The following is a 22,331-nucleotide window of genomic DNA, read 5'->3' on the forward strand; positions in this document are numbered from 1 at the left end:
CGAAGCTGATGGTTGACTGAACCTCAACCAAGAGGAGGATCATGGAAGACACTGCTGCACGATCAGGGTGGGCGCGGTTCTGGGAACAGGGTCGATGGTGGAAGGCGTTGATCCTTGCCGTCGGCTACCTCGCCATCTATGAGCCCGCGTCGCTCCTCATGGCCCCGTTCGTGCCGTTCATCGGCGACGCCGGCTCGGCCAGCTACGTCCTCGTCCTCATCGTCGTCCCGGTCCTGATCGGCAGCCTGATCCTGGTCGGCTTCGGTGCCAGCCTGGGCTGGCTGAGAGGCCTGTTCGCGCGGCAGGACGTCCCGGGCCGAGGCTGGATGTGGATCGCCGTCGCCGTCGTGCTGCTCTTCAACGTGCTGCGCTTCGCGAGCATTGACTACGAAGCAGCAGGCTTCGACTGGGTCGCCGCGTGGCTCCTGGCAGGTCTGGTCATCGGCTTCTCGGAGGAAGTGCTGACTCGTGGGTACGTGGTCCGCATCATGCGCTCGGCCGGCCGCTCCGAGATCGCCGTCGGGCTCGTCTCCGCGGCGTTGTTCTCGCTGCTGCACGCGACCAACCTCTTCACCGGTCAGGCGCTGGTCCCCACGATGCTGCAGATGCTCTACACGTTCTTCTTCGGCCTCTGCATGTACCTCGCCCTCCGGGTGACCGGAACGATCATCGCTCCGATCCTGCTGCACGCGAGCACCGACCCGAGCGTCTTCATGCAGGGCACCTACCCGCTGCAGGGCAGCGTGGGTTCCCTGGCCCAGCTCGGCAACATCGTCCTCGTCCTCGTCGGCGTCGTCCTGCTCGTCGTCTTCCTCCTGACCGAACGCCGTGCGGCACATCACCGGCAGCCTGCGCCGGTCGATCGTGGTCACCTCGCCTGACCCGATCTGAGCGAGACCCACCACGAAGAGATCGGACGTCGATGACGAACTCGACCACTGACGGGAGCGTCGACCGCTGGGTGCCGGCCGACCGGCGCTTCGCCGGCATGGACCGGAAGACCCTGCTGCCCGCCGGCATCGTCCTGGCCTCCGCGGCCGTCATGCACTGGGGCATCCCCTGGGTCGACTCCCTGGTGCCCTACGAGGAGACCGTCCCCGCAGGGCAGACGATGACCCTCGGCGCCGGCGTGCAGTTCACGCCCCCGGCCGGCTGGGGCATCAGCCAGGGCATTTTGACCGACGCGCTGCCCGCGGGAGGCAGCTACCCCGACACGGCGGCGGTGTTCACCGGGTCCACCTCGATCTCGGTCACCGCCGACGACTTCTCGGGCACGCCCGAGCAGCTGCTCGAACAGATCCGTGACATCGACCGGGGCAACAGCGCCATGCCCATCAGGGGCGCAGCGAGCTCGCTGACGACCGCGTCGGGCATCCCGGGCGTGATCAGCGAGTTCCAGGACGTCGGCGCGGACGGCGCGATCGCGGCGTTCATCGTCGACGGGGTCGGCATCGAGGTCGTCGTCCGCACGCCGGCGGACACTCCGACGACTCGAGCAGACCTGATCGGCGCGGCACTGTCGAGCATCCAGGCCGTGGAGGTACCCGCATGATCCGCCTGAACTCCTGGCCGCGCCGACGTGCGAACGACGGTTCTCGTGCCGCTGCCGCTGTGTCGGCTGCCGAGCTCGGGCTCCTCCATGACGCACGAGCAGACGTCGTCGCACGATCCGGCTGGGGCGAGCGCTTCACGGTCTACCAGCCTCGCAACGCGGCCTTCTGGGTCTTCTGGGTGCTCGCGCTGGGCGGAGCGTGGCACGCCGCCACCGTGTTCGGCAGTGCCGCGCGTCCCTTCGCCTCCACGGTCCTGATTGACGGCTTCATGCTGGCTCTCTACGCCGCGCTCTGCTGGTGGATCACCCACACGATGGACCGCTACTCGACCTTGCCTGCCGCCCTCGCCGTGCACGCTGTGGTGTGGGGAGGCCTCGCGGCCACGTTCTTCTTCGCCATCCAGGCCAACGACGCAGTCTTGACGTTGTGGGGCAAGAACTTCGGCCAGACCTTCGCCTCCGACTGGGGCGCCGGGCTCACCGCCCCCGTGACCGAGGAGTTCTCCAAGGGCATCGGGCTCGTCCTCCTCATCACGCTCGCCTCACGCGTCGTCCGCACGACCTTCGACGCGTTCATCCTGGGGGCGTTCATCGGGCTCGGCTTCGAGGTCGTCGAGGATCTGCTCTACGTCACCCAGAGTGCTGGCGCGCAGTTCGGGACCGACCCCTTCCGCTCCGCCTTCTTCGTCCTCGTCCTCCGCCTCGTGACCGGCGTCGCGGGGCACCTCGCCTACTCGGCGATCTTCGCCACCGGCTTGTTCCTCCTGATCGGCAGCCCCGCCCGGCGGCGACGAGTCCTGCCCGGTGTCGGTCTGATGCTGCTCGCGATGCTCTTCCACAGCGCGTGGGACAGCGTTGGCGGAATCCTGGGCCCCTTCGTTGACTGGAGCATCGTCCTGGAGCTGGGCATCATGGCTGCCGTCGGTGTCGCCGTCGTCCTGGTCTTCCGGTTCGCGGTGCGGCCGGAGAAGGACGACATGCGGACCGTCCTCGCCCCTGAAGTGGCCACGGGCATCATCACCCGAGAGGAATCCGACGCCGCGTGCAGCACGCGCCACTCCAGGCGGAGGTTCGTTCGACGCGGTGCCACCCGCCAGGAGAGGCGTGCTCGGGGCGCCCTGCTCCGCGCCGTCAGCGACCTTGCACATGCCGTGCCCGATGCGGACGGGACGCGCGCCGACCGCGTCCGGCGCGACCTGGAGCGCATCCGAGGGGGGAGCGGCGAGCTGAGCGCTCCGGGACCGACGGTCCGCTGAGACGGGGCGCCGACGTCGGCGGCTCCGATGTTCACGCACTCTTCACCGCTTGTCGCGCCTCCTTCGCTTGAGTTGTGTACCTATGTGGGTCACGGTGGTCTAGCTGTCTACCTCGCTTGATCACCGACTGAGAAGGGCCCCCATGAGAACACCCCGCAAGGCGACCGTGCTCGCCGCAGGGATCGTCGCCGCCACGCTCGCCGCGACCGCGGTGCCGATCGCGGCCTCCGCCGCCGTCGACACCTCCCGCCACGTCGTCGTCATAGGCGTCGACGGACTCCTGTTCGACAGGATCGCCCCTGCCGCGGCGCCGAACCTCGACGCGATGATCGCGTCCGGGTACTCGAGCAAGACCAGCCTGTACGGCTCGCCCATGTCGAGTACGTTCTCCGGGCCCGGCTGGGCGACGAACCTCAGCGGTGTCTGGCCCGACAAGCACGGGGTCACCAGCAACAGCTGGGCGGGCAGCAGCATCGCCTCCTACCCCGACTTCCTGTCTCGCCTCGAGGCCGCAGACCGTGCCGTGAGCACCTACGCCGCCGTCACCTGGGCTCCGATCGTCGACGGTTCTGCTGGCCCCGCCCTGCTTACCTCGGCCGTCGACCAGCGCTACGCATCCACAGGCGACGTCGACACCGCCGCGAAAGCCGCCTCGTACCTCCGCAGCACCGGGCCCAACGCCTCCTTCATCCACTTCGACGACGTCGACCATGCCGGCCACGACCACGGTGCCGCCTCGCAGGACTACCTCGACGCCGTCTCCGAGGTCGACGGCCTGATCGGGAAACTGCGGACCGCGGTCACGTCCCGCCCCGGCTACGCCTCCGAGTCGTGGTCGTTCATCATCACCTCCGACCACGGCCACACCGACTCTGGCGGACACGGCGGGAACAGCGCTGCCGAGCGTGCGTCGTTCATCATCAAGACCGGCCCCGGCATCACGAAGACCACGCCCGCGATCGCCCCGAAGAACGTCGACATCGCCGCGGACGTCCTCTCGGCCTTCGGCGTGGCCGTGCCGTCCGTCCTCGACGGCCGACCGCTCGCTACAGCGTCGACCGACCCCTTCGACACCCGGGCAGGCAGCCTCCAGGGCCGTGTCGACGAGACGGGCATCCCGGGCGGCACCCTCGGCTGGACGAAGACGTTCCCCTCGGGCTGGACGGTCGACAACTCCGGCATGGGCACGGGAGGCGTCACCGAGTGGCGGGGCTGGTCACTGACCACGGACCCCTTCTGGACCGCCACGGAGACAGGTCAGCAGCGCGAGACGAACGTCCGCGCGCGCGGCGTCTTCGCCGTCGCCGACAGCGATGAGTGGGCCGACAAGAGCAAGTCGGGCACCTTCAACAGCCTCATGACCTCGCAGGCGTACTCGGTCGCAGGCAAGTCGAGTGCGACCGTCTCGTTCGGCTCGCACTACCGGAAGGAGGGCGCGGAGACGGCGTCCGTGCTCGTCTCGTTCGACGGTGGCACCTGGCGCAACGTCACGACGTACACGGCCGACCGCATCGCTGCCGTCGATCGTCACGTGGTGAGCGTTCCCACCGGCGCCTCCTCGATGCGGGTGCGGTTCTCGCTGACGAACGGTGACAACAACTGGTTCTGGGCTGTCGACGACCTGCAGGTGAAGTAGCTCGCGAGCGATCGAGAACCAGGAGGCACCCCCCGGCTCGAGAAGCGGGCCGGACCGGGGCGACTCATCTCGAAGCGGCAGAGGGGCGGGCGGCAGTCGGCGTCTCCCGCCTCTCCTTGCTCGAGCGCTGATCGACACCGACAGCGCCGGTGCGGCCGTGGCGGCTGGAACCAGACGTTCCCGGCTATCGGCTCGGCGAGTCCGGGAGCGTCACGGCGTACTTGAATCCGACATGCGAGTCGACGAAGCCGAGCCTCAGGTAGAAGCGGTGCGCGTCGGTGCGTGCGCCGTCCGAGGTGAGCTGCACCAGCGGCGTGCGGAGCTCGACGGCGGCTTGCTCGACCACCCATCGCATCAGAGCGCTGCCGATGCCGGACGAGCGCTCGGTACTCGCGACGCGGACCGCCTCGACGAGCAGCCGGGTGCTGCCCCGCCGGGCCATGCCGGGGACGACCGTCAGCTGCAGCGTGCCCACGACCACCCCGTCCCGGTCCTCGACGACGACGAGCTCGTTGCTCGGGTCGTCGACGATGCGACCGAGCGCCGAGGCGTACGCGTCCACGTCCTCCTCGCCGGCGACGTCGCCTCGGCCTGCGCTGACCGGGTCGTCGGCCAGCAGCCGCATGACGGCGTGGAGGTCGTCCGGCACGGCTCGTCGGACGAGCACGTCGGCGCCACGGGCCGAGACGACGACGGGGAGGCTCAGGTCGCTGGTCATGGTCCATTCTCCCTGCATGCGCCCGCGGCGGAAGGGGGGCGGTCCGGAGTGCTCAGGCCTGGTCTGCGAGCCAGTCCCTGATCGTGCCGGCGACCTCGTCCAGGTGCGACTCGAGGAGGAAGTGCCCGCCGTCGACGAGCTCCACCCGGGCCGGGGGGGAGTCCTCGAGGAACGCGTTCGCGCCCGCGGCCGCGAAGATCTCGTCGTTGCGTCCCCAGATGGCCAGGACGGGGACGCCGGAGGTGCGGAGCCAGTCGTGCACCGCCGGGTACAGGGCGCGGTTGGTCGCGTAGTCGCGGAAGAGGGCGAGCTGGACGTCGTCCTGTCCGGGGCGGGCGAGGAGCACGAGGTCGTGCTCCCAGGCGTCGGGGTCGACGGTCGTGGGGTCGGGCACGCCGTGGGTGTACTGCCACTCGACGGCCTCCCGCCCGAGCGCGGGGCGGAGCGCGTCGCGGGTCTCGTCGGTCCGCTCGGCGGCGTCGGCCCAGATCCCGTCCCAGAAGCTCGGCACGAAGCCGTCCTCGTAGGCGTTGCCGTTCTGGCTGATGACGCCGGTGATCGCCGCCGGGTCGGCGAGGGCGAGACGCCAGCCGATCGGGGCGCCGTAGTCCTGGACGTAGACCGTGTACCGCTCGATCCCCAACGACGAGAGGAACCGTCCGGTCACGGCGGCGAGGGCCTCGAAGGTGTAGTCGAACTCGTCGGTCGACGGGGCGGACGAGCGACCGAAGCCGAGGTGATCGGGGGCCACCACGCGGTACCGTTCGGCCAGTGCCGGGATGAGGTGCCGGAACATGTGGGAGCTCGACGGGTACCCGTGCAGCAGGAGCAGCACGGGGGCGTCGGCGGGCCCGGCCTCCCGGTAGAACACGTCGTGCCCGTCGACGGAGACGGTGCGGTGGTGGACGGCGACCATGAGTAACCCCTTTGGATTGTTTTACTGGTTAGGTGACGGTAGCATGGGTCAGGTCGTGCCGGACAGGTGCGAGGAGGCGAGGACCGATGCTGACGGACGAAGAGCTGCTGCTGGCCGTGCTCAACAGCGCCCCGGTGGTGGACGGGCACCCGACGGACGACCTCGAGGGCGACCACGGTCGCGAGCTGGCCCGGAGCTGGGGCGGCGTCGGCTCGGTCGACGAGGCCGCTCAGCTCCGCCGGGCTCGAGGAGCCCTCCAGGCCGTGATCCGCGGGGCCGGGCCGGAGGCGGTCGACGAGCTCGCGCGCGTGGTCGAGGGGGCGGTGCGCACGCCTCGCGTCACGTCCGAGGGCGTGGCCTGGGACCTCGTCGCGGCGGACGACGACCGCCTCGCGACCACGGCCGTCCTGGCGTGGTCACGCGTCGCCGAGAAGTTCCCGGGTCGCGTCCGCGCCTGCGCGAACGACGAGTGCAACCTCTTCCTCGTCGATCACAGCCGCCCCGGCACCGCGAAGTGGTGCTCCATGGCGACCTGCGGCAACAGGATGAAGGCCCGAGCGCACGCCGGTCGTCTCCGGGCCTGACAGGGGCGCTCATCTGGTCCGCGACACGCCCGGGATGTGGACAGCGACACGCCCGGGCTGTACTGTCGCCTCTCGTGCCGACAGTCGGCGCGCCCGTCGCCTCGTCGACGTCCAGCACCCCGAGAGAGAGGACCGCACCGTGTCGAACCGCACCATGACCGACATCCGTGCACCGCGCCTCCTCGACGGTCGTGACCCTGCCTGGTATCTCGCGCAGCACGCACTGCCCGAGCAGCAGCAGAGCACCGTGCTCGAACTCGACACCCTCTCGTAGGCCGCCCGCGTCACCCGACGCCCCGCGCCCACGAGGGCCGGGGCGCATCTCTCGCATCCACCGACACTGCAGGGTCGGCGTGCGTCCGTCCGCCCCGGACGACGACACCCCACCCCACAGAGGACCGAGAGGACCATGGAGAAGATCACTGCCCGGCTGTTCAGCTGGGCCAGCCTGCTCGAGGAGAAGACCGAGCAGCAGGCCAGGACGACGTCGACGATGCCGTTCATCTACCCGCACCTCGCGCTGATGCCCGACGCCCACCTGGGCCTCGGCGCCACCGTCGGGTCGGTGATCCCGACGCTCGGCGCCGTGATGCCGGCCGCCGTCGGCGTCGACATCGGCTGCGGCATGATCGCCGTGCGCACGCAGTTCACGGCGGCCGACCTGCCGACCGACCGCAAGCCGCTGCGCGAGCAGATCGAGCGGGCCGTGCCGACCTCGGCCGGCGCCTACAACCGCAAGGTCGTCGCGACCGCCGAGCCGCGCGTCGCCGAGCTCGAGGCGCTGGCGGCCGAGGCCGGCTTCGACCCGGCCTCGTACGCCCGTACCTGGCAGCTGCAGCTCGGCACGCTGGGCAGCGGGAACCACTTCATCGAGGTCAGCCTCGACGAGACGGACGCGGTCTGGCTGTTCCTGCACTCGGGCAGCCGGGGCGTCGGCAACAAGATCGCCCAGGCGCACATCAAGGTCGCCCAGGCGGCCATGAAGCGCTGGTGGATCACGCTGCCCGACCCTGACCTCGCCTACCTCGTCGAGGGCACGGCCGAGTTCGACCGGTACATCGCCGAGCTCGGCTGGGCACAGCGCTTCGCCCTGCTCAACCGCGAGGAGATGATGGACCGGGTCGTCCGCCAGTTCGCCGACTGGGTCGGCTCGCCCGTGGAGGAGCAGGAGCGGATCAACTGCCACCACAACTTCACGCAGCGCGAGCGGCACTTCGGCAAGGACGTGTGGCTCAGCCGCAAGGGCGCCATCTCGGCGAGGGCGGGGCAGGCCGGGCTGATCCCCGGCAGCATGGGCACCGCCTCCTACGTGGTCGAGGGCAAGGGGAACCCCGTCGCCCTCGAGTCGTCGCCGCACGGCGCCGGCCGGGCGTACTCGCGGAGCGCGGCCCGCAAGGCGTTCACGCACGACCAGCTCCGCACCGCCATGGAGGGCATCGAGTACCGCGACACCGACGCGTTCCTCGACGAGATCCCCGCGGCGTACAAGCCGATCGACCAGGTGATGGCCGACGCGGCGGAGCTCGTGACGATCCGGCACACGCTGCGCCAGATCGTCAACGTGAAGGGCGACTAGCAGGGCACCGAGGAGGTGCGGGCCGGGTCATCGGGACCCGGTCCGCACCTCCCGGCGGCACTGCGGCCCCGAGGGCCAGACTGGGGCGATGACCCGTTCCACGAACTCGGCCCCCGCCCGTCCGACCGCAGCCGGGAGCTCCCGTGCGGACCGGCGGATCGGGCAGCGCGACCTCACCGAGTGGCGCACCCCGGCGGGGCGGCGGCTCGCGTCGCAGCACCGCGAGATCGCCAAGCGCGTCGGCGCCCGCCGGGCGCTCGTCGGCACGCTCGCCGTGGGCGGGAGCGTCCTCGCCGCGGCGACCGTGGGGGCCGCCTACATCTACGACGGCGTCACCGACCGCGACGGCATCGGCCGCCTCGACCGGCCGGCGCTCGAGAAGGCGAAGGCCCTGCGCTCGCCCGTCGTCAACGGCGCGGCCGCGACCATCGCCCACGTCTTCGGCCCGATCGCCATGCCGCTGCTCACCGTCAGCGCGGCGGTGGCCTTCGGCGTGCGCGACCGGCGGGCCAACCCCGTGACGCTGATCGTGGCCGCGGGCGCCGGGTCGCTCGCCATGACGCTGATCGGCAAGAAGCTGATCGCGCGCAACCGGCCGCCCCGGCACGAGGCGATCCCGCCCTTCGAGAAGTCGCCCTCGTTCCCGTCGGGCCACACGCTCAACACGACGACGATCCTCGGCGTGCTCGCCTACCTCGTCGCCCTGCGGCAGGAGAGGAACGGCCCGCAGGTGGCCGTCATCGGCGGGGCCGCCGCCGCTGCGGTCACCGTCGGCCTCTCGCGGGTGCTGCTCGGCGCGCACTGGTTCACCGACGTCGCCGTCGGCTGGGTGACCGGCACCGGCTGGCTCTCGCTCATCATCACGAGCCACCGCCTCTACCTCAGCGCCCAGGACGACGCCGAGATCGCCGAGTAGGCGACTCGGCCCACCCCAGTCCGGCCTCGAGTCGTCGAGCGGGACTCCCTCGCCTCAGTCGAGGATCGCGTACGCCTCGAGCTCGACCAGGACGTCGGGCTCGAAGAGGAAGTCGACGCCGATCGCCGACACCGGGGGCAGGGGAGTCGGCAGGTCGAGCTCGTCGGCGACCAGCGCGATGCCGGCCGTGAAGTCGGCGAACATCTCGGGCGTCGAGCCGGTGAGGAAGAAGCGGAGCCGGACGACGTCCGAGAAGTCGGCACCGGCGGCCGCGAGCCCGCGGTGCGCGTTGCGGAGCACCTGGGCCACCTGCTGCGCGAGGTCGCCGGGGAACAGGCGGCGGCCCTCGCCGTCGCGCGCGATCTGGCCCGCGACGTGCACGTGCCGGGAGCCGGACGCGATGGAGACGTGGTCGTAGGGGACGGGCTGGAACATGCCCTCCGGGCTCAGGGTCTGGACGGTCATCTCAGGGCTTCCTCTCGTGGCACGACGCGGCAGGGCGACGCCGTTCGTCGCGGGTCGTCGTGGTTCCCTCTGTCTACCTGGTGCACGAGAGGCACCTCAACGAGACTAGGTGGCATGGACGACACCACCTCCCTGCCCGGCCCCGAGCTGCTGCACGTCGACGCCCCGCACCGCGAGCTGCTCGACGAGCTGCTCGACAAGTGGTCGCTGCAGGTGCTCGACCAGCTCTGCGAACGGCCGCTCCGCTTCAACGAGCTGCGCCGGGTCGTGCCCGCGGTCGGCCAGAAGTCGCTGACGGCCACGCTCCGCCGGCTCGAGCGCAACGGGATGGTCGAGCGCGTCGTGCTGCAGACGCGGCCGATCGCCGTCGAGTACCGCATCGCCCCGATCGGCGACTCCCTCAACGAGCTCGTCGACGCCCTGCTGACCTGGACGAGCCGGAACCTGCCCGAGGTCGAGCGCGCCCGCGCCCGCTACGACGCCGAGACGGACGCCTAGTCGCCTAGAAGACCGCGGTGACGGCCAGGGCCAGCACCGCCACCAGGGCGATCGCCGCGACGACCCGCGAGGTGCCCATGACGAGGCGACGGCGTCGTCCGGGGACCCAGTCGTCGTCGTCCGCGTCGCGCAGCTCGGGCGGAAGCTCGGCCTCGCGCAGCCGGGCGGCACGCTCCCGGCGCTGCCGCTCGGCGGCCTCGAGCTCTCGCTGCCGCAGCGCCTCGACCTCGCGGTCGTGCTCGAGGTAGAGCTCGAGCTCGCGGTGCCGCTCCTCCGACCAGGCGTCCAGGTCGGACGCAGGAGGCGCCTCCTGGGCGACCGCGTCGGTCACCGGGCGTTCCCGCCCCGCCTCGTGCGCCTCCTCGGCCGGTCCCGTCGCCGGACCGCCCTCGGGCAGGTCGGCAGGCAGGTCGTCGGGGTGACCGTCGTGTCGCATGGGAGTCCTTCGCGCCGGGGACGTGCGGGGAGCAGCGTGCACGGACAGCGTACGTCGCGGCTGCTCCGCACGGGAGCCGGGGCGGCGGGCGGTGCCCGACAGGCTGCTGGGACACGCACCCGGCTGGGAACGGTCTCCGAGGTCCCGCGTCGGGAGCCGTGCATCCGGGGCGCCCGGGGGAGCAGTGTGGGCGGAGCACCACCCCCGCTCGACTCGTGTCGGCCCAGGCCGACGGACGGAAGGAGCCACTCGTGGCCGACAGCACCAGCACCACCCATCACGACGACGTCGCCAAGCTCGCGAAGCTGCTCGGCGACTTCGACTTCGCGATGCTCACCACCATCGACGAGAAGGGGGCCCTCGTCGGGCACCCGATGACCCTGCAGGAGACGGAGTTCGACGGCGACCTCTGGTTCATCGTCGGCCTCGGCTCGACGGCCGTCGCGCACCTCCAGCGCAAGGACACCGTCGGCGTCACCCTCAGCGCCCGCGACTCGTGGGTCTCGCTCGCCGGCACCGCAGCCGTCGTCGACGACCACGCGAAGCTCGAGCAGCTGTGGAACAGCCGCGTCGAGGCGTGGTTCCCCGAGGGCCCGTCCGACCCGACCGTCGGACTCGTCAAGTTCTCCGCCGACAGCGCCGAGTACTGGGACAGCCCCGGCGGCAAGGTCGCCTCGGCCCTCTCGTTCGTCAAGTCGAAGGTGACCGGCGACGCGCTGGACGCCGACAACCAGAAGATCGAGCTCTAGGCGCACCCCTCGCTCGTGCAGGGCCCCGGGTCGTCGCCGACCCGGGGCCCTCGTGCGTGGTTGACTGCCGAGGTGCCGCGCCCGTCGGCACGGGACCGGGGAGGCGCACGTGACCGCACCGCCGCTCGCCGACCCCGGGGACGGCGACCTGCGAGCCGAGGAGGCGTCGGTCCGGCCGGTGCACCTGCGCTGGCGGTCGCTCGGCCTGGTCGTCGTCGGAGGGACCCTCGGCACCGGGGCCCGAGAGGCACTGGCCCTGATCTTCCCTGCGGCGCCCGGCACGCTGCCCGTCACGATCGCCGTGATCAACGTCGTGGGCTCGTTCGCCCTCGGCCTGCTGCTCGAGTCGCTGCTGCGTCGCGGGCCCGACCGCGGACGCCGCCGCGACCTCCGCCTGTTCGTCGGCACGGGCGTGCTCGGCGGCTTCACGACGTACAGCGCGCTCGCCGTCGACACGGGGCTGCTGCTCGACGGGCACGCCGGCGTCGCCCTCGCGTACGCGCTCGGGTCGGTCGTGGCCGGGGCGCTCGCCGCGGCCGGCGGCATCTCGCTCGGAGCCGCGCTCGCCCGCGGTCGAGACCGCTCCCGTGAGCGCCCGGACCGGCGGCACGACTCGTGATCGCCCCCTGGCTGTTCGTGGCCGTGGCACTCGCCGGCGGAGTCGGCGCCGCGCTGCGGCTCGTCGTCGACGGGGTCGTCCGTGCGGCTGTGTCGACTCGCCTGCCGCTCGCCACGGCGGTGATCAACGTGGGGGGCTCGTTCGTGCTCGGCCTGCTCACCGGGCTCGCCGCCTCCTCGGCTCTCGCACCAGAGTTGCTGCTCGTGCTCGGCGGCGGCCTGATGGGCGGCTACACGACCTTCAGCACGGCCAGCGTCGAGACCGTTCGGCTGCTCGCCGAGCGCCGGTGGGGGCCGGGTGTCGCGTACGGGCTCGGCGTGCTCGTGCTGGCCGTCGGGGCCGGCGTTCTCGGCGTCCTGCTCGGCTCGGCCTGAGGCGGCGCGCGCGCTCGCCCCGCCCTCAGGAACGGGAGAGCGACGTCGGCCAGGATGACCGCATGAGCCCGAAGCCCGTCGTCCTGTTCGTCTGCGTCCACAACGCGGGGAGGTCGCAGATGGCCGCCGGCTTCATGCGGTCGCTCTCGGACGGCACCGTCGAGGTGCGGTCGGGCGGCAGCGAGCCCGGCGAGAGCATCAACCCGGTCGCCGTGCAGGCGGTGGCCGAGGTCGGCATCGACATCTCGACGGCGGTGCCGCAGCTGATGACGACCGAGCAGGTCCACGCCTCCGACGCCGTCGTGACGATGGGCTGTGGCGACGTCTGCCCGATCTTCCCCGGCAAGCGCTACGAAGACTGGGAGCTCGCCGACCCGGCCGGCCAGGGCATCGACGCCGTCCGGCCCATCCGCGACGACATCCGCGGCCGCGTAGAGCGGCTGCTCGCCGAGCTGCAGAGCTGAGTCAGCCGCGGACCACGTCGAGGGCGGGAGTCAGCTGAAGCGCTGGAGGAGCTCCTGGATGAACGGGCCGACGTCGCGTGCCTGGTCGACGCCCGCCAGCGCGGTCGCGAGCAGCGGCCAGAGCGACACGAGCAGCGTCGAGATCACGGCGGCGACGCCGAGCACCCACGCGAGCGCCCCGTTGCGGACCACGAGGACCAGCGCCAGCAGCACGACCGCGAGCAGGTAGCCGATCACGGCGGCCGCGGCGATCGAGCCGACCGGCACGTCGAGTGCACCTGCTGTGCCGCCGTCGGCGGCCCCGATGAGACCGAGGACGGGCACGAAGACGCCCACCACGATCAGGAAGCAGAGCACCGCGGAGGTGACGAGCGCTGCCCAGACGGCACGGGGCCGGGCCCGTCGGGTGGACATGGTCGTGCGTCCGAACATCGTCGTCGCCTCTCGCGGTCAGGTGGTGGTGGAGGTGGTGCGGGTCAGCGGGCGGAGGTGCCCTGGTCGTCCGCGTCGCCGTCGCGGCGAGCGTCGTCCGCCGTGTCGACGACGACGGTGGTGTCGCCGTCCTCGACGGTGACCGTCACGGTCGTGCCGTCGGGCACGTCGGTGACGACGTCGTCGGAGTCCGCCGAGGAGGCGCGGGTGGACGAGGAGGCGTCGCTCGCGGTCTCGGCACGGTCGCGGTCCTGGTCGTCGCCGGCCCGGTCGGAGGCATCCGAGAGCGAGTCGAGGGCGTCGGCGGCGCGGGTGCGGGCAGCGTCCAGCAGGTCGCCGGCGGCGTCCTTCGCGTCGGAGGCGGCGCCTCCTGCGCTCGCTGCGGCGTCGTCGCCGCGACGGCTCGCCTCGTCGCGGAGGTCGCGGGCCTGGTCGCCCAGCTCGTCGGCCTTGCGGCTCGCCTGCTGCCCCAGCTCGTCGGCCTTGTCGGACGCGGCCTCGCGGACCTCGTCGGCCTTGTCGGCGACCTGCGCGGCCTTCTCCTGGATCGTGTCGGAGGCCTTGTCGGCACCCTCCTTCAGGGCGTCGCCCACCTGGCCGGCACGGTCGGCGACGGTGTCGCGGACCTGAGCGGCCTTGGCCTTCGCCGAGTCGCGGGCGTCGGCGAGGGCGGCCTTGCGCTTCTCGGCGGCGGCCTGGCGACGCGCCTCGTCGGCCTCGTCGAAGGGGCCGTGCACGTCGGTGACGGCCACGTCGACCGTGACGGCCTCGTCGCCGACCTGTCCGACGGCGTGCTGCACGGCGGTGCGGACGTGGTCGGCGACGTCGGTCACCTTCGCGGGGTACTCGGCGACGACCGACACCTCGACCAGCAGGCCGGCGTCGGTGGTGCTCGTGCGGATGCCGGGGGTGGAGGTGGCGCCGACGGCGGTGCGGAGGGCACCGGCGACGCGGGCGGCCGTGGTGCCCAGCTTGTGCACGCCGGTGGTGCCGAGGGCGGTCACGGCGATCATGCGGTGCAGGGCCTGCTCGGGCGTCTCCGCCTCGGCGGGGCCTGCGTCGTCGAGGTCGATGGGGGTCACGTGGTGCGCGGAGTCGGTCACGAGGGCCGTCCTTCCTGGAGGGTGCGGACCGGGGGGGTCCGGAGTCTGGGGGGAGCGCCGGTGGCTGCTCCCGGGCGTCGAGGTCGACGTGGTGGCCGAGGTCGGCCTGGCGGTCGAGGTCGACGCGGGCGTCCCGGGCGGGACGCGGACGGCCCCCGCCCTCGTGCGAGAGCGAGGGCCGTCCGGGGTGGTGCGGGTGGAGCGGCGTCAGTCGAGGCGCGTGGCCGACGACATCTGCGTGCGGAGGCCGCCGTTGATCTGCACGACCACCGGGGTCACCGTGCCGAGCAGCTCGTCCCAGCGGACGACCGCCTCGTCGACGGCGCGACGCAGGTCGACCGGCGAGGCGCCGCGGCGGGCGTCCACGGTCACGCGGAGGACGTTCTCGCCCTTGACGCGGAACGCGACGACGTCGGCGGCGAGCACGCCCGGCGTGTTCGACAGGGCCTCCTCGAGCACGTTCGCCGCGACCTTGGCGTCCACGACCACGTGGCCGCCGGTCGGCGAGTGGCTGTCGTCCGACTCGGAGAGGTCGATCAGCGTGCTCGTGCGGCCGCCGCCCTGACGGACGATGAACGCGACGAGCAGGACGATCAGCACGGCGCACACGGCGGCCGTGACCCAGAGGATCCAGACCTGGCCGCCCGAGAGCGCGTCCGTGACCTGGCCGGTCGCGTCGGACGCACCGTCCGAGACCGTCTGCTGCACGTCGGGCCACAGGGCGCCCACCGCGACGGCTGCGCCGGCGAGGAGGAGCACGAGGCCCACGAGGAACACGACGAAGCGGTTGAGACCGCGGTTGGTGTCGTTCATCGGCCGACCTTGCCCTTCTTCTTGGACAGCTTCACGCGGGGGCGGAGCGCCGGGGTGTAGTCGTACCCGGAGATCTCGTCGCGGACCGCCTCCTCGATGCTGCGGAGGTCGGCGGTGCGTCCCGTGACGGGGTCGATCTCGACCAGCGCGACCTTCTTGCCGACGCTGACGTTCACCCGGTCGGGGTGGACGTCGCCGGCGAAGCTGGCGGTGCGGGCGAGCGAGCGGGCGATGACCCGGTCGTCGACGACGGCTGCGGTGCGGTCGGCACCGGCGGCACGGCGGCCACGGCGACCGGGGGCGAGCGACACGACGATCAGCACGAGGCCGATGATCGCGACGACGACGCCGATCGCGGTGAGGGCGCCGACGGGGGCGCCAGCTGCTCCGAGGACGGCCGAGGCGGCGTCGGCGGGGGCGACCAGGAGGGGCGCGGTCCCGACGGCGGCCAGGACGGACTCGGTGCCGATCCAGGCGAACACCAGGATGAGCAGCACGGCGAGGGTCACGGCGATGCCGGACCTCGACGAGTGCGTCTCCCGGCGGAGGATGCGGCGGTAGGTGGTGCTGGTGCTCATGAGACCCGCCTCCTCTGGCTGAGCTCGGCGCCGGTGATCTGCAGGTCGACGCGTTCTACCTCGGTGCCGGTGAGCTGGCGGACCCGCTCCCGGATGGTGGTCTGGGCCGACGTGAGCCGGTCCAGCAGGGTGCCCGACGCGCGGTTCGGCAGGCCGAGCGGCGTGATGCGCACGGGTGCCTTGGCGACGAGGGTGAGCCCGCCGTCACGGTCGGTCAGCTCCACGGACACGTCGGACGACTTGGCGTCCAGTGCCTCCGCGGTGACGGCCGACACCACACGGCGCACGGCGCGCGACGTGATCACGGTGCGGCCGTGGGAGGCCTGGTCGGCCGTCACCGCCGCGGTCACGAGGACCGCCGCCCGCGGAGGGCGTCCGCGACACCGCGGACGTCCAGCTTGCCCTCGGTGAAGCGACCGACGAAGTAGCCGATCACGATCGCGAGGGCGACCAGGAGGAGGCCTCCGAAGCCGAACTGCAGGGCCGCCAGCGCGAGGACCGCGCCGACGAGCATGCCTCTGTTGGTCGCGGTCATTACTGGACGCGGCTGTCGTTGTTGTCGTCGTTGTCGTCCTCGGAGGGGATGTACACGTCGGAGACGGTGACGTTGACCTCGGTGACCTCCATGCCGACGACCTGCGAGATGGCGTCGGTGACGGACGAGCGGACCTCGTCGGCGACCTGCTGGAGGTCGACGGGGTACTCGGCGACGATCACGATGTCGGCAGCGACCTGCTTCTCGCCGACCTCGACCGAGACGCCCTGGCCGCGGTCCTGCTGGTTGATGGCGTTGCGGATCGCGCCGATGGCACGGGCGGCGCCGTTGCCCAGGTCGTGCACGCCGGGGACCTGGCGGGCGGCGATGCCGGCGACCTTCGAGACGACGCCGTCGGCGATCGTGTTCTTGCCCGCGGCGTCGGAGGTGTGCTTCGCGACGGAGTTGGTGGCGGGGGCGACGTTGGTCATGTGGTGCTCCTCAGTTCGTGGTGTGCATGGGTCGTTAGTGGTGGACGACCGGGTGGTCGTCCGGGGCCCCGGTGTGGGACTCATCATTCAGACGCATCGAGGGCTGGGGGTGTCACGGTCGTTCAGCTTGCTCTCAGCATCCGGGGAGGCGGTGCTCGTTTTCTGGACGAGCTGTCGCCGCTTCCCTGGTTCGTGGGAGGCCCTAGCGGGCCAGGGTGTCGCGGGGGTACTCGCCGAAGCGGGCGAGGTAGGCCGCCGAGAAGCGGCCGAGGTTCCCGAAGCCCCAGCGACGGGCGACCTCGGAGACGAGCGCCTCCCGAGGGGACGCGTCGAGCAGCTCCCGGTGGGCGCGGTCGAGCCGCACCTGCCGGAGGTAGCTGGTCGGCGACATCCCGAGGTGCGTGCTCATGGCCTGCTGCAGCGTCCGCGTGTGCATGCCGACGGCGTTCGCGACGTCGGCCGGCGTGATGGCCTGGTCGGCGTACGCGTGGACGTACTCGGCGGCCTCCCGCAGCCGTGCGGTGCGCGGCGTGCGGATGCTGCGCGGCACGTCGACGGCGCGCCACGGGAACAGGTCGAGCATCGCCCGCGCGAACGTGAGCTGCCCCTCGAGTCGGGTCAGCGGAGGGACGTCCTCGTCGACGACGGCCGCCGTGGCCCCCGAGACGCTGGTCCGCCAGGCCGTGAGGGCCTCGGCCGACAGCGTGGGCCCGGGCTGGAAGAGGACGCGCTGCGGCGGGCCGCCGTGCCGCTCGGTCGCGACCTGCTCGAGGAACTCGGCCGAGGCGTGCACCAGCGAGTTGCGGTGCGGCGTCAGCGTGAACGAGAACGACGTCTCGGCCGGCAGCAGGAACGGCTCGCCGCCGATGCTCGCGAACGAGCCGCCACGGCTGGCGAGGGTGCCGCTGCCGTGCCGGAACCACGACATGACGTACTCGGTCGACCAGGGCACCTCGCCCTGGAGGTGGCCGGTGATCGTCGAGGTGCGGAGGCTCAGCCGGTCGTCGCCCGCCGACGCGTAGCGCCAGCGGAACGACTCGGTGCTGGTGCGGACCCGGAAGCGGCGACCGCCGTAGAGCTCCTCGAGCCGGGCCGCGGCTTCGCCGAGGTCGTCGCCGCCGTCCTCGGAGCGGACGTGGCGGCGGGGGGAGTCGTCGTGGGCGGCGGTGGTCGCCCGGTCGGCGGTGGTGGGGGCGTCGGCGTCGGTGGTGGGTCGCGCCGTGGTGACGGGTCCTGTGCTCGTCGTGGTCATGCGTGGTCCTCTCGGTGCTCTGCCCTGCTGCGCGCGCCTCCTGGTGAGCGGCTCGTGCACCTTCAAGACGTCCGCCGAGGCGAGAACGTCACAGATCCACAGGACATGAAGGATCTTCGACACTCGTGGCGCGATCGACTGGTCGAGGAGGCGCCCCAGAACGGGGGCAGGACGCTCACGTCGACAGCGCCTCGCGGCCGCCCGCCCACTCGGTCAGCGGCCAGTGCTGGACGCCGGCTCCTCGCGTGGTGGCATCCTCGGAGGCGCGACGGCCGTGACCTCGGCCGCAGGGCCGAGCCGGAGGAGGACGACATCTCCGGCACCGCGACGCCCGACGAGGCCCCCGGTCCCGAGCCGGTCGTCGACCCGCTCTCGTCCGCGACCGACGCGACCCTCGCGGTCCGGGCGTGCGACGGCGACGTGCACGCGTTCGAGGTCGTCGCCCGCCGGCACGGCCCGCTGATGCGCGTCTACGCCGGCCGCCTGCTCGGCACCGACCTCGAGTCGGACGACGTGGTGCAGGACGCGTTCCTCACCGCCTGGAGGCGCCTGTCCGACCTCGAGGACCCGTCCCGCCTGCGTCCCTGGCTGATGCGCATCGTGAGCAACAAGAGCATCGACCGGCTCCGCGTGCGCCGCGACCACGACGACATCGACGCACACGACGCCCCCGCCTCCCGCGAAGCCGCCCCGGACCGCGTCGTCGAGTCGCGGCTGCAGCTGGACGCGATGTGGACGGCCCTCGACAAGCTGCCGCTCGACCAGCGACGGTGTTGGCTGTTGCGGGAGACCGGCGGCTGGTCGTACGCGGAGATCGCCGAGGCCCTGCAGCTTCCCCTCTCGACCGTGCGCGGGCAGATCGCCCGTGCCCGCAAGTTCCTGCTCCACGAGATGGAGGCCTGGCGATGAGCGACCACGACGACGACGCGCGCGTGCCGGGCGCGCCCGGCGTGCCGGGTGCGCCGGGTGTGCCCCCGCAGCCTGCGGACCAGGACGAGCTCGTGGACGGCCGGACCCTGGACGAGCTCGAGGACTACCTCGACCGCGGCCGGACGCCCCGCGACCCCGGCATCGAGGCGAGCGCCGAGTGCCGCCTGACGCTGCGGGCGCTGGAGCGGGTCCGCGGCCTCTCGCTGTCGGTGCTCGAGGACGAGGCGTCGCGCCTGCCGTCGCGCGACGACACCTGGATCGCCGGGCTGATCGACTCGATCAAGGCCGAGGTCGTGGGCGGACGCGACATCCCCCTCCGGCACCCCGACCCCGGCGTGCGCCTCGGCGTGACCGAGGCGGCGGTGCGCGGGCTGCTGCGCCAGGTCGGCGACGCCGTCGACGGGGTCGTCGTGCGGTCGAGCGAGCTCGACGGCGACGTCACGGAAGCGGGCGCCCCGATCGAGGTGACCCTCACGATGACCGCGCGGTACGGCGTGCCGCTGCGCGAGGCTGCCGGCACCCTGCGCGCGGCGGCGGTCTCCGCGCTCGCGCTGCACACCGAGCTGCGGATCGCTGCCGTGCACGTCGTCGTCGACGACGTGTGGCTGGACGAGGGAGGCGCGTCATGAGCACCGAGGACCGAGCCGGCGACCAGCACGACGGCGCCCACGACGACGGGACCGCGGCCGAGCTGCACGACCTCTCGCTCGACCTGACCGACGCCGTGCGCGGGGTCGAGGGCGTCGTCGAGGTGCTCGACGCGCGGCCGGTCGTCGTCGCCGCGATCACCGCCGTGGCGGACGGGATCGACGGCGGCGGGCCCCGCGGCCTCGTGGACGTCGTGCGGACCGGGGGAGTGCTGACCGTCGCCGCCTCGGTTGCCACCGACGTCGGGCAGGCCACGCCGGAGACCCTGGCCCGCGTCGCCGCGGTGCTGCGCGACCGGGCCGGGCGCGGCTCGGGCGCCGAGGTGGTCGTGTCGGTGACCTCGCGCGTGATCGAGCCGCCGCTGCCTCGCTGAGTCGGCCCGCGCCTCCTGCGGTCGTCCCTGCGCCGGTCGCGCCGTCACCGCACCTCCTCGGCCGTCACCGCAGCTCCTCAGGGGACCGTCGGAGGCGGCATGTATCTTGATGTCGAGAGACCCCTGCCGAGTACCGTGGGGGCGACCGCACGCACGCGCGAGACCAGAGGAGCACCTGCCGCATGGCCACGATCATCTACACGCTCACCGACGAGGCGCCGATGCTGGCGACCTACTCGTTCCTGCCCATCGTCCAGGCGTACGCCCGCACCGCGGGGGTCGACGTCGAGACCCGCGACATCTCGCTGGCCGGACGCATCATCAGCCAGTTCCCGGAGCGGCTCACCGACGAGCAGCGACAGGGCGACGCGCTCGCCGAGCTGGGGGCCCTGGCGAAGACGCCCGAGGCCAACATCATCAAGCTGCCGAACATCTCGGCGTCGATGCCGCAGCTGAAGGCCGCCGTCCGCGAGCTGCAGGGGCAGGGCTACGACCTGCCCGAGTACCCCGACTCGCCCTCCACCGACGAGGAGCGCGACGTCAAGGCCCGCTACGACAAGGTCAAGGGCAGCGCCGTGAACCCGGTGCTCCGCGAGGGCAACAGCGACCGCCGTGCGCCGCTCTCGGTCAAGAACTACGCGCGCAAGCACCCGCACCGCATGGGCGCCTGGACGGCGGAGAGCAGGACGAACGTCGCGACCATGGGCGTCGACGACTTCCGCTCGAACGAGAAGACCGTCGTGCTGCCCGCCGACGACGTGCTGCGCATCGAGCACGTCGGCGCCGACGGGTCGACCACCGTGCTGCGCGAGTCGATCCCCGTGCTCGCCGGCGAGGTCGTCGACGGCACGGTGCTGCACGTCGCCGCGCTGCACGAGTTCCTCGCCGCGCAGATCGCCCGGGCCGAGGCCGAGGGCGTCCTGTTCTCGGTGCACCTCAAGGCCACGATGATGAAGATCAGCGACCCGATCCTCTTCGGCCACGTCATCCGCGCCTTCTTCCCCCAGGTCTTCGAGAAGTACGGCGACGACCTGCGCGCGGCCGGGCTCGACCCCGCCAACGGCCTCAACGGCATCCTGCAGGGGCTCGCCTCGCTGCCGAACGGCGACGAGATCCGCGCGGCGTTCGACCAGGGCATCGCCGACGGGCCCGACCTCGCCATGGTCGACTCCGACAAGGGCACGACCAACCTTCACGTGCCGTCCGACGTGATCGTCGACGCCTCGATGCCCGCGATGATCCGCACCTCGGGCCACATGTGGGGCCCCGACGGCGAGGAGCACGACACGCTCGCGGTCATCCCCGACTCGAGCTACGCGGGCATCTACCAGGCCGTGCTCGACGACTGCCGCGCGAACGGCGCCTTCGACCCCGCGACGATGGGCTCCGTGCCGAACGTCGGCCTCATGGCGCAGGCCGCCGAGGAGTACGGCTCGCACGACAAGACCTTCGAGATCCCCGCCGACGGCACCGTCCGCGTGCTGAACGAGGCCGGCGACGTGCTGATCGAGCACGAGGTCGCCACCGGCGACATCTGGCGCGCCTGCCAGACGAAGGACGTCCCGATCCGCGACTGGGTCAAGCTCGCCGTCACCCGCGCCCGTGTCAGCGGCACGCCCGCCGTCTTCTGGCTCGACGAGACCCGCGCCCACGACGCGACCCTGATCGGGCTCGTGCGCGGCTACCTCGCCGAGCACGACACCGAGGGCCTGCAGATCGAGATCCTGTCGCCCGTCGACGCGATGGCCTTCTCGCTCGAGCGCATCCGCCGGGGCGAGGACACGATCTCCGTCACCGGCAACGTGCTGCGCGACTACCTGACCGACCTGTTCCCGATCATGGAGCTCGGCACCTCGGCCAAGATGCTGTCGGTCGTGCCCCTGATCAACGGCGGCGGCCTGTTCGAGACCGGAGCCGGCGGCTCGGCGCCGAAGCACGTGCAGCAGCTCGTCGACCAGGACTACCTGCGCTGGGACAGCCTCGGCGAGTTCCTCGCCCTCGCGGTCAGCTTCGAGCACCTCGCCACCTCGACCGGCAACGCCCGCGCCCAGGTGCTGGCCGACACGCTCGACCGCGCGACCGGAACGTTCCTCGACGAGAACAAGTCGCCCGGCCGCAAGCTCGGCTCGATCGACAACCGCGGCAGCCACTTCTTCCTCGCGAAGTACTGGGCCGACGAGCTCGCGACGCAGACCGACGACGCCGAGCTGGCGTCGGCGTTCGCGTCGCTAGCGGCGACCCTCGGCGGGCAGGAGGAGACGATCGTCTCCGAGCTGATCGCCCCGCAGGGCACCGCCGTCGAGATCGGCGGGTACTACCACCCGGACGCCGCCGCGACCGAGGCCGTGATGCGGCCCTCGGCGACGCTGAACGCGGCGCTCGCGACGCTGTAGCAGCGCACCGCCGCGGCTGCTTCCGCACATGCCGACCGTGAGGGTCCGACACGCCACGTGACGACGAACGTGAGCGGCGTGTCG

General features: G+C 72.2%; 29 protein-coding genes. 17 read left to right on the top strand and 12 right to left on the bottom strand.

The features are described 5' to 3' along the window. Nucleotides 1-107: 107 nt before the first annotated feature. The 4 genes from IFT77_RS07590 (at nt 108) to IFT77_RS07605 (ending at nt 4,444) form a co-directional block, all read left to right on the top strand. Nucleotides 108-881, top strand: a complete 774-nt coding sequence (locus tag IFT77_RS07590) for a CPBP family intramembrane glutamic endopeptidase (protein WP_244638597.1) — start codon at nt 108-110, stop codon at nt 879-881. A gap of 41 nt (nt 882-922) precedes the next feature. Beyond that, nucleotides 923-1,552 carry a hypothetical protein gene (locus IFT77_RS07595; RefSeq protein ID WP_192040940.1) on the top strand — a complete coding sequence of 210 codons (630 nt, stop codon included), beginning with the start codon at nt 923-925 and terminating at the stop codon, nt 1,550-1,552. Further along, a complete protein-coding gene (locus IFT77_RS07600) occupies nt 1,549-2,808 on the top strand; it encodes a PrsW family intramembrane metalloprotease (RefSeq protein ID WP_192040941.1) in 1,260 nt (419 codons plus the stop codon). Before IFT77_RS07595 ends, IFT77_RS07600 begins: the two co-directional genes overlap by 4 nt. A 142-nt stretch (nt 2,809-2,950) precedes the next feature. Then, nucleotides 2,951-4,444, top strand: coding sequence for an alkaline phosphatase family protein (locus tag IFT77_RS07605; RefSeq protein ID WP_192040942.1), 1,494 nt, complete (start codon nt 2,951-2,953; stop codon nt 4,442-4,444). Between the two features lie 184 nt (nt 4,445-4,628). Here IFT77_RS07605 and IFT77_RS07610 read toward each other — a convergent pair whose 3' ends face one another. Both IFT77_RS07610 and IFT77_RS07615 read right to left on the bottom strand, forming a co-directional pair. Then, nucleotides 4,629-5,162: a GNAT family N-acetyltransferase gene (locus IFT77_RS07610; protein WP_192040943.1), complete on the bottom strand. Its 534-nt coding sequence runs from the start codon at nt 5,160-5,162 to the stop codon at nt 4,629-4,631. A gap of 52 nt (nt 5,163-5,214) precedes the next feature. Then, nucleotides 5,215-6,078: an alpha/beta fold hydrolase gene (locus tag IFT77_RS07615; RefSeq protein WP_192040944.1), complete on the bottom strand. Its 864-nt coding sequence runs from the start codon at nt 6,076-6,078 to the stop codon at nt 5,215-5,217. Between the two features lie 86 nt (nt 6,079-6,164). Between IFT77_RS07615 and IFT77_RS07620 the strand changes: the two genes are divergently transcribed. The 4 genes from IFT77_RS07620 to IFT77_RS07630 all read left to right on the top strand — a co-directional run bounded on the left by IFT77_RS07620 (nt 6,165) and on the right by IFT77_RS07630 (nt 9,154). Beyond that, entirely contained in the window at nt 6,165-6,662 is a 498-nt protein-coding gene (locus IFT77_RS07620) for a CGNR zinc finger domain-containing protein (protein ID WP_192040945.1), read from the top strand. Nucleotides 6,663-6,801: 139 nt separating this feature from the next. Further along, entirely contained in the window at nt 6,802-6,936 is a 135-nt protein-coding gene (locus IFT77_RS17170; protein WP_256429289.1) for a hypothetical protein, read from the top strand. Between the two features lie 135 nt (nt 6,937-7,071). Then, nucleotides 7,072-8,238 carry an RtcB family protein gene (locus IFT77_RS07625; protein ID WP_192040946.1) on the top strand — a complete coding sequence of 389 codons (1,167 nt, stop codon included), beginning with the start codon at nt 7,072-7,074 and terminating at the stop codon, nt 8,236-8,238. An 88-nt stretch (nt 8,239-8,326) separates the two neighbouring features. Beyond that, complete coding sequence (locus IFT77_RS07630; protein WP_192040947.1) at nt 8,327-9,154, top strand: phosphatase PAP2 family protein; 828 nt, start codon at nt 8,327-8,329, stop codon at nt 9,152-9,154. A gap of 54 nt (nt 9,155-9,208) precedes the next feature. On the opposite strand, the gene IFT77_RS07635 is transcribed toward IFT77_RS07630, so the two are convergent. Beyond that, a complete protein-coding gene (locus tag IFT77_RS07635) occupies nt 9,209-9,619 on the bottom strand; it encodes a RidA family protein (protein ID WP_192040948.1) in 411 nt (136 codons plus the stop codon). Between the two features lie 114 nt (nt 9,620-9,733). Between IFT77_RS07635 and IFT77_RS07640 the strand changes: the two genes are divergently transcribed. After that, nucleotides 9,734-10,117 carry a helix-turn-helix domain-containing protein gene (locus IFT77_RS07640; RefSeq protein ID WP_192040949.1) on the top strand — a complete coding sequence of 128 codons (384 nt, stop codon included), beginning with the start codon at nt 9,734-9,736 and terminating at the stop codon, nt 10,115-10,117. Between the two features lie 4 nt (nt 10,118-10,121). On the opposite strand, the gene IFT77_RS07645 is transcribed toward IFT77_RS07640, so the two are convergent. Continuing rightward, nucleotides 10,122-10,553 (bottom strand): hypothetical protein, encoded by a 432-nt coding sequence (locus tag IFT77_RS07645; protein ID WP_192040950.1) that lies wholly within the window; start codon nt 10,551-10,553, stop codon nt 10,122-10,124. Between the two features lie 251 nt (nt 10,554-10,804). Between IFT77_RS07645 and IFT77_RS07650 the strand changes: the two genes are divergently transcribed. The 4 genes from IFT77_RS07650 (at nt 10,805) to IFT77_RS07665 (ending at nt 12,759) form a co-directional block, all read left to right on the top strand. Next, the gene (locus IFT77_RS07650; protein WP_123547924.1) at nt 10,805-11,302 is read left to right on the top strand and encodes a pyridoxamine 5'-phosphate oxidase family protein; all 498 of its coding nucleotides are present in this window, start codon (nt 10,805-10,807) and stop codon (nt 11,300-11,302) included. 178 nt (nt 11,303-11,480) lie between these two features. Then, on the top strand, nt 11,481-11,921 hold the full coding sequence (locus IFT77_RS07655) for a CrcB family protein (protein ID WP_192169919.1): 441 nt from the start codon (nt 11,481-11,483) through the stop codon (nt 11,919-11,921). Beyond that, on the top strand, nt 11,921-12,295 hold the full coding sequence (locus IFT77_RS07660; RefSeq protein ID WP_192041410.1) for a CrcB family protein: 375 nt from the start codon (nt 11,921-11,923) through the stop codon (nt 12,293-12,295). The genes IFT77_RS07655 and IFT77_RS07660 overlap by 1 nt, the downstream gene beginning before the upstream one ends. Before the next feature lie 62 nt (nt 12,296-12,357). Next, nucleotides 12,358-12,759 (top strand): arsenate reductase ArsC, encoded by a 402-nt coding sequence (locus tag IFT77_RS07665; RefSeq protein ID WP_192169652.1) that lies wholly within the window; start codon nt 12,358-12,360, stop codon nt 12,757-12,759. A gap of 30 nt (nt 12,760-12,789) precedes the next feature. Here IFT77_RS07665 and IFT77_RS07670 read toward each other — a convergent pair whose 3' ends face one another. The 8 genes from IFT77_RS07670 to IFT77_RS07705 all read right to left on the bottom strand — a co-directional run bounded on the left by IFT77_RS07670 (nt 12,790) and on the right by IFT77_RS07705 (nt 17,903). After that, nucleotides 12,790-13,191: a hypothetical protein gene (locus IFT77_RS07670; protein WP_192040952.1), complete on the bottom strand. Its 402-nt coding sequence runs from the start codon at nt 13,189-13,191 to the stop codon at nt 12,790-12,792. Nucleotides 13,192-13,235: 44 nt separating this feature from the next. After that, nucleotides 13,236-14,294 carry an Asp23/Gls24 family envelope stress response protein gene (locus IFT77_RS07675; protein WP_192040953.1) on the bottom strand — a complete coding sequence of 353 codons (1,059 nt, stop codon included), beginning with the start codon at nt 14,292-14,294 and terminating at the stop codon, nt 13,236-13,238. A 207-nt stretch (nt 14,295-14,501) separates the two neighbouring features. Next, entirely contained in the window at nt 14,502-15,107 is a 606-nt protein-coding gene (locus IFT77_RS07680; RefSeq protein WP_192040954.1) for a hypothetical protein, read from the bottom strand. After that, the gene (locus IFT77_RS07685; RefSeq protein WP_192040955.1) at nt 15,104-15,685 is read right to left on the bottom strand and encodes a DUF6286 domain-containing protein; all 582 of its coding nucleotides are present in this window, start codon (nt 15,683-15,685) and stop codon (nt 15,104-15,106) included. Before IFT77_RS07685 ends, IFT77_RS07680 begins: the two co-directional genes overlap by 4 nt. Further along, nucleotides 15,682-16,035, bottom strand: a complete 354-nt coding sequence (locus IFT77_RS07690; RefSeq protein ID WP_123547930.1) for a hypothetical protein — start codon at nt 16,033-16,035, stop codon at nt 15,682-15,684. The genes IFT77_RS07685 and IFT77_RS07690 overlap by 4 nt, the downstream gene beginning before the upstream one ends. Beyond that, nucleotides 16,032-16,220: a DUF2273 domain-containing protein gene (locus IFT77_RS07695; RefSeq protein ID WP_123547931.1), complete on the bottom strand. Its 189-nt coding sequence runs from the start codon at nt 16,218-16,220 to the stop codon at nt 16,032-16,034. The genes IFT77_RS07690 and IFT77_RS07695 overlap by 4 nt, the downstream gene beginning before the upstream one ends. Next, nucleotides 16,220-16,651 (bottom strand): Asp23/Gls24 family envelope stress response protein, encoded by a 432-nt coding sequence (locus IFT77_RS07700; protein WP_146903457.1) that lies wholly within the window; start codon nt 16,649-16,651, stop codon nt 16,220-16,222. The genes IFT77_RS07695 and IFT77_RS07700 overlap by 1 nt, the downstream gene beginning before the upstream one ends. A 202-nt stretch (nt 16,652-16,853) precedes the next feature. After that, nucleotides 16,854-17,903, bottom strand: a complete 1,050-nt coding sequence (locus IFT77_RS07705; protein WP_192040956.1) for a helix-turn-helix domain-containing protein — start codon at nt 17,901-17,903, stop codon at nt 16,854-16,856. A 105-nt stretch (nt 17,904-18,008) separates the two neighbouring features. Between IFT77_RS07705 and IFT77_RS17435 the strand changes: the two genes are divergently transcribed. From IFT77_RS17435 to IFT77_RS07725, 4 genes are all read left to right on the top strand, one after another. Beyond that, nucleotides 18,009-18,812, top strand: a complete 804-nt coding sequence (locus IFT77_RS17435; RefSeq protein WP_192040957.1) for a sigma-70 family RNA polymerase sigma factor — start codon at nt 18,009-18,011, stop codon at nt 18,810-18,812. Beyond that, nucleotides 18,809-19,462 carry a hypothetical protein gene (locus IFT77_RS07715; protein WP_192040958.1) on the top strand — a complete coding sequence of 218 codons (654 nt, stop codon included), beginning with the start codon at nt 18,809-18,811 and terminating at the stop codon, nt 19,460-19,462. Before IFT77_RS17435 ends, IFT77_RS07715 begins: the two co-directional genes overlap by 4 nt. Then, nucleotides 19,459-19,854, top strand: coding sequence for a hypothetical protein (locus IFT77_RS07720; protein WP_192040959.1), 396 nt, complete (start codon nt 19,459-19,461; stop codon nt 19,852-19,854). Before IFT77_RS07715 ends, IFT77_RS07720 begins: the two co-directional genes overlap by 4 nt. Nucleotides 19,855-20,036: 182 nt before the next feature. Then, nucleotides 20,037-22,247: an NADP-dependent isocitrate dehydrogenase gene (locus IFT77_RS07725; protein WP_192169653.1), complete on the top strand. Its 2,211-nt coding sequence runs from the start codon at nt 20,037-20,039 to the stop codon at nt 22,245-22,247. Nucleotides 22,248-22,331: the final 84 nt, after the last annotated feature.

It is taken from the genome of Frigoribacterium sp. CFBP 13729 (assembly GCF_014841875.1).
In the GTDB taxonomy this organism is placed as follows: domain Bacteria; phylum Actinomycetota; class Actinomycetes; order Actinomycetales; family Microbacteriaceae; genus Frigoribacterium.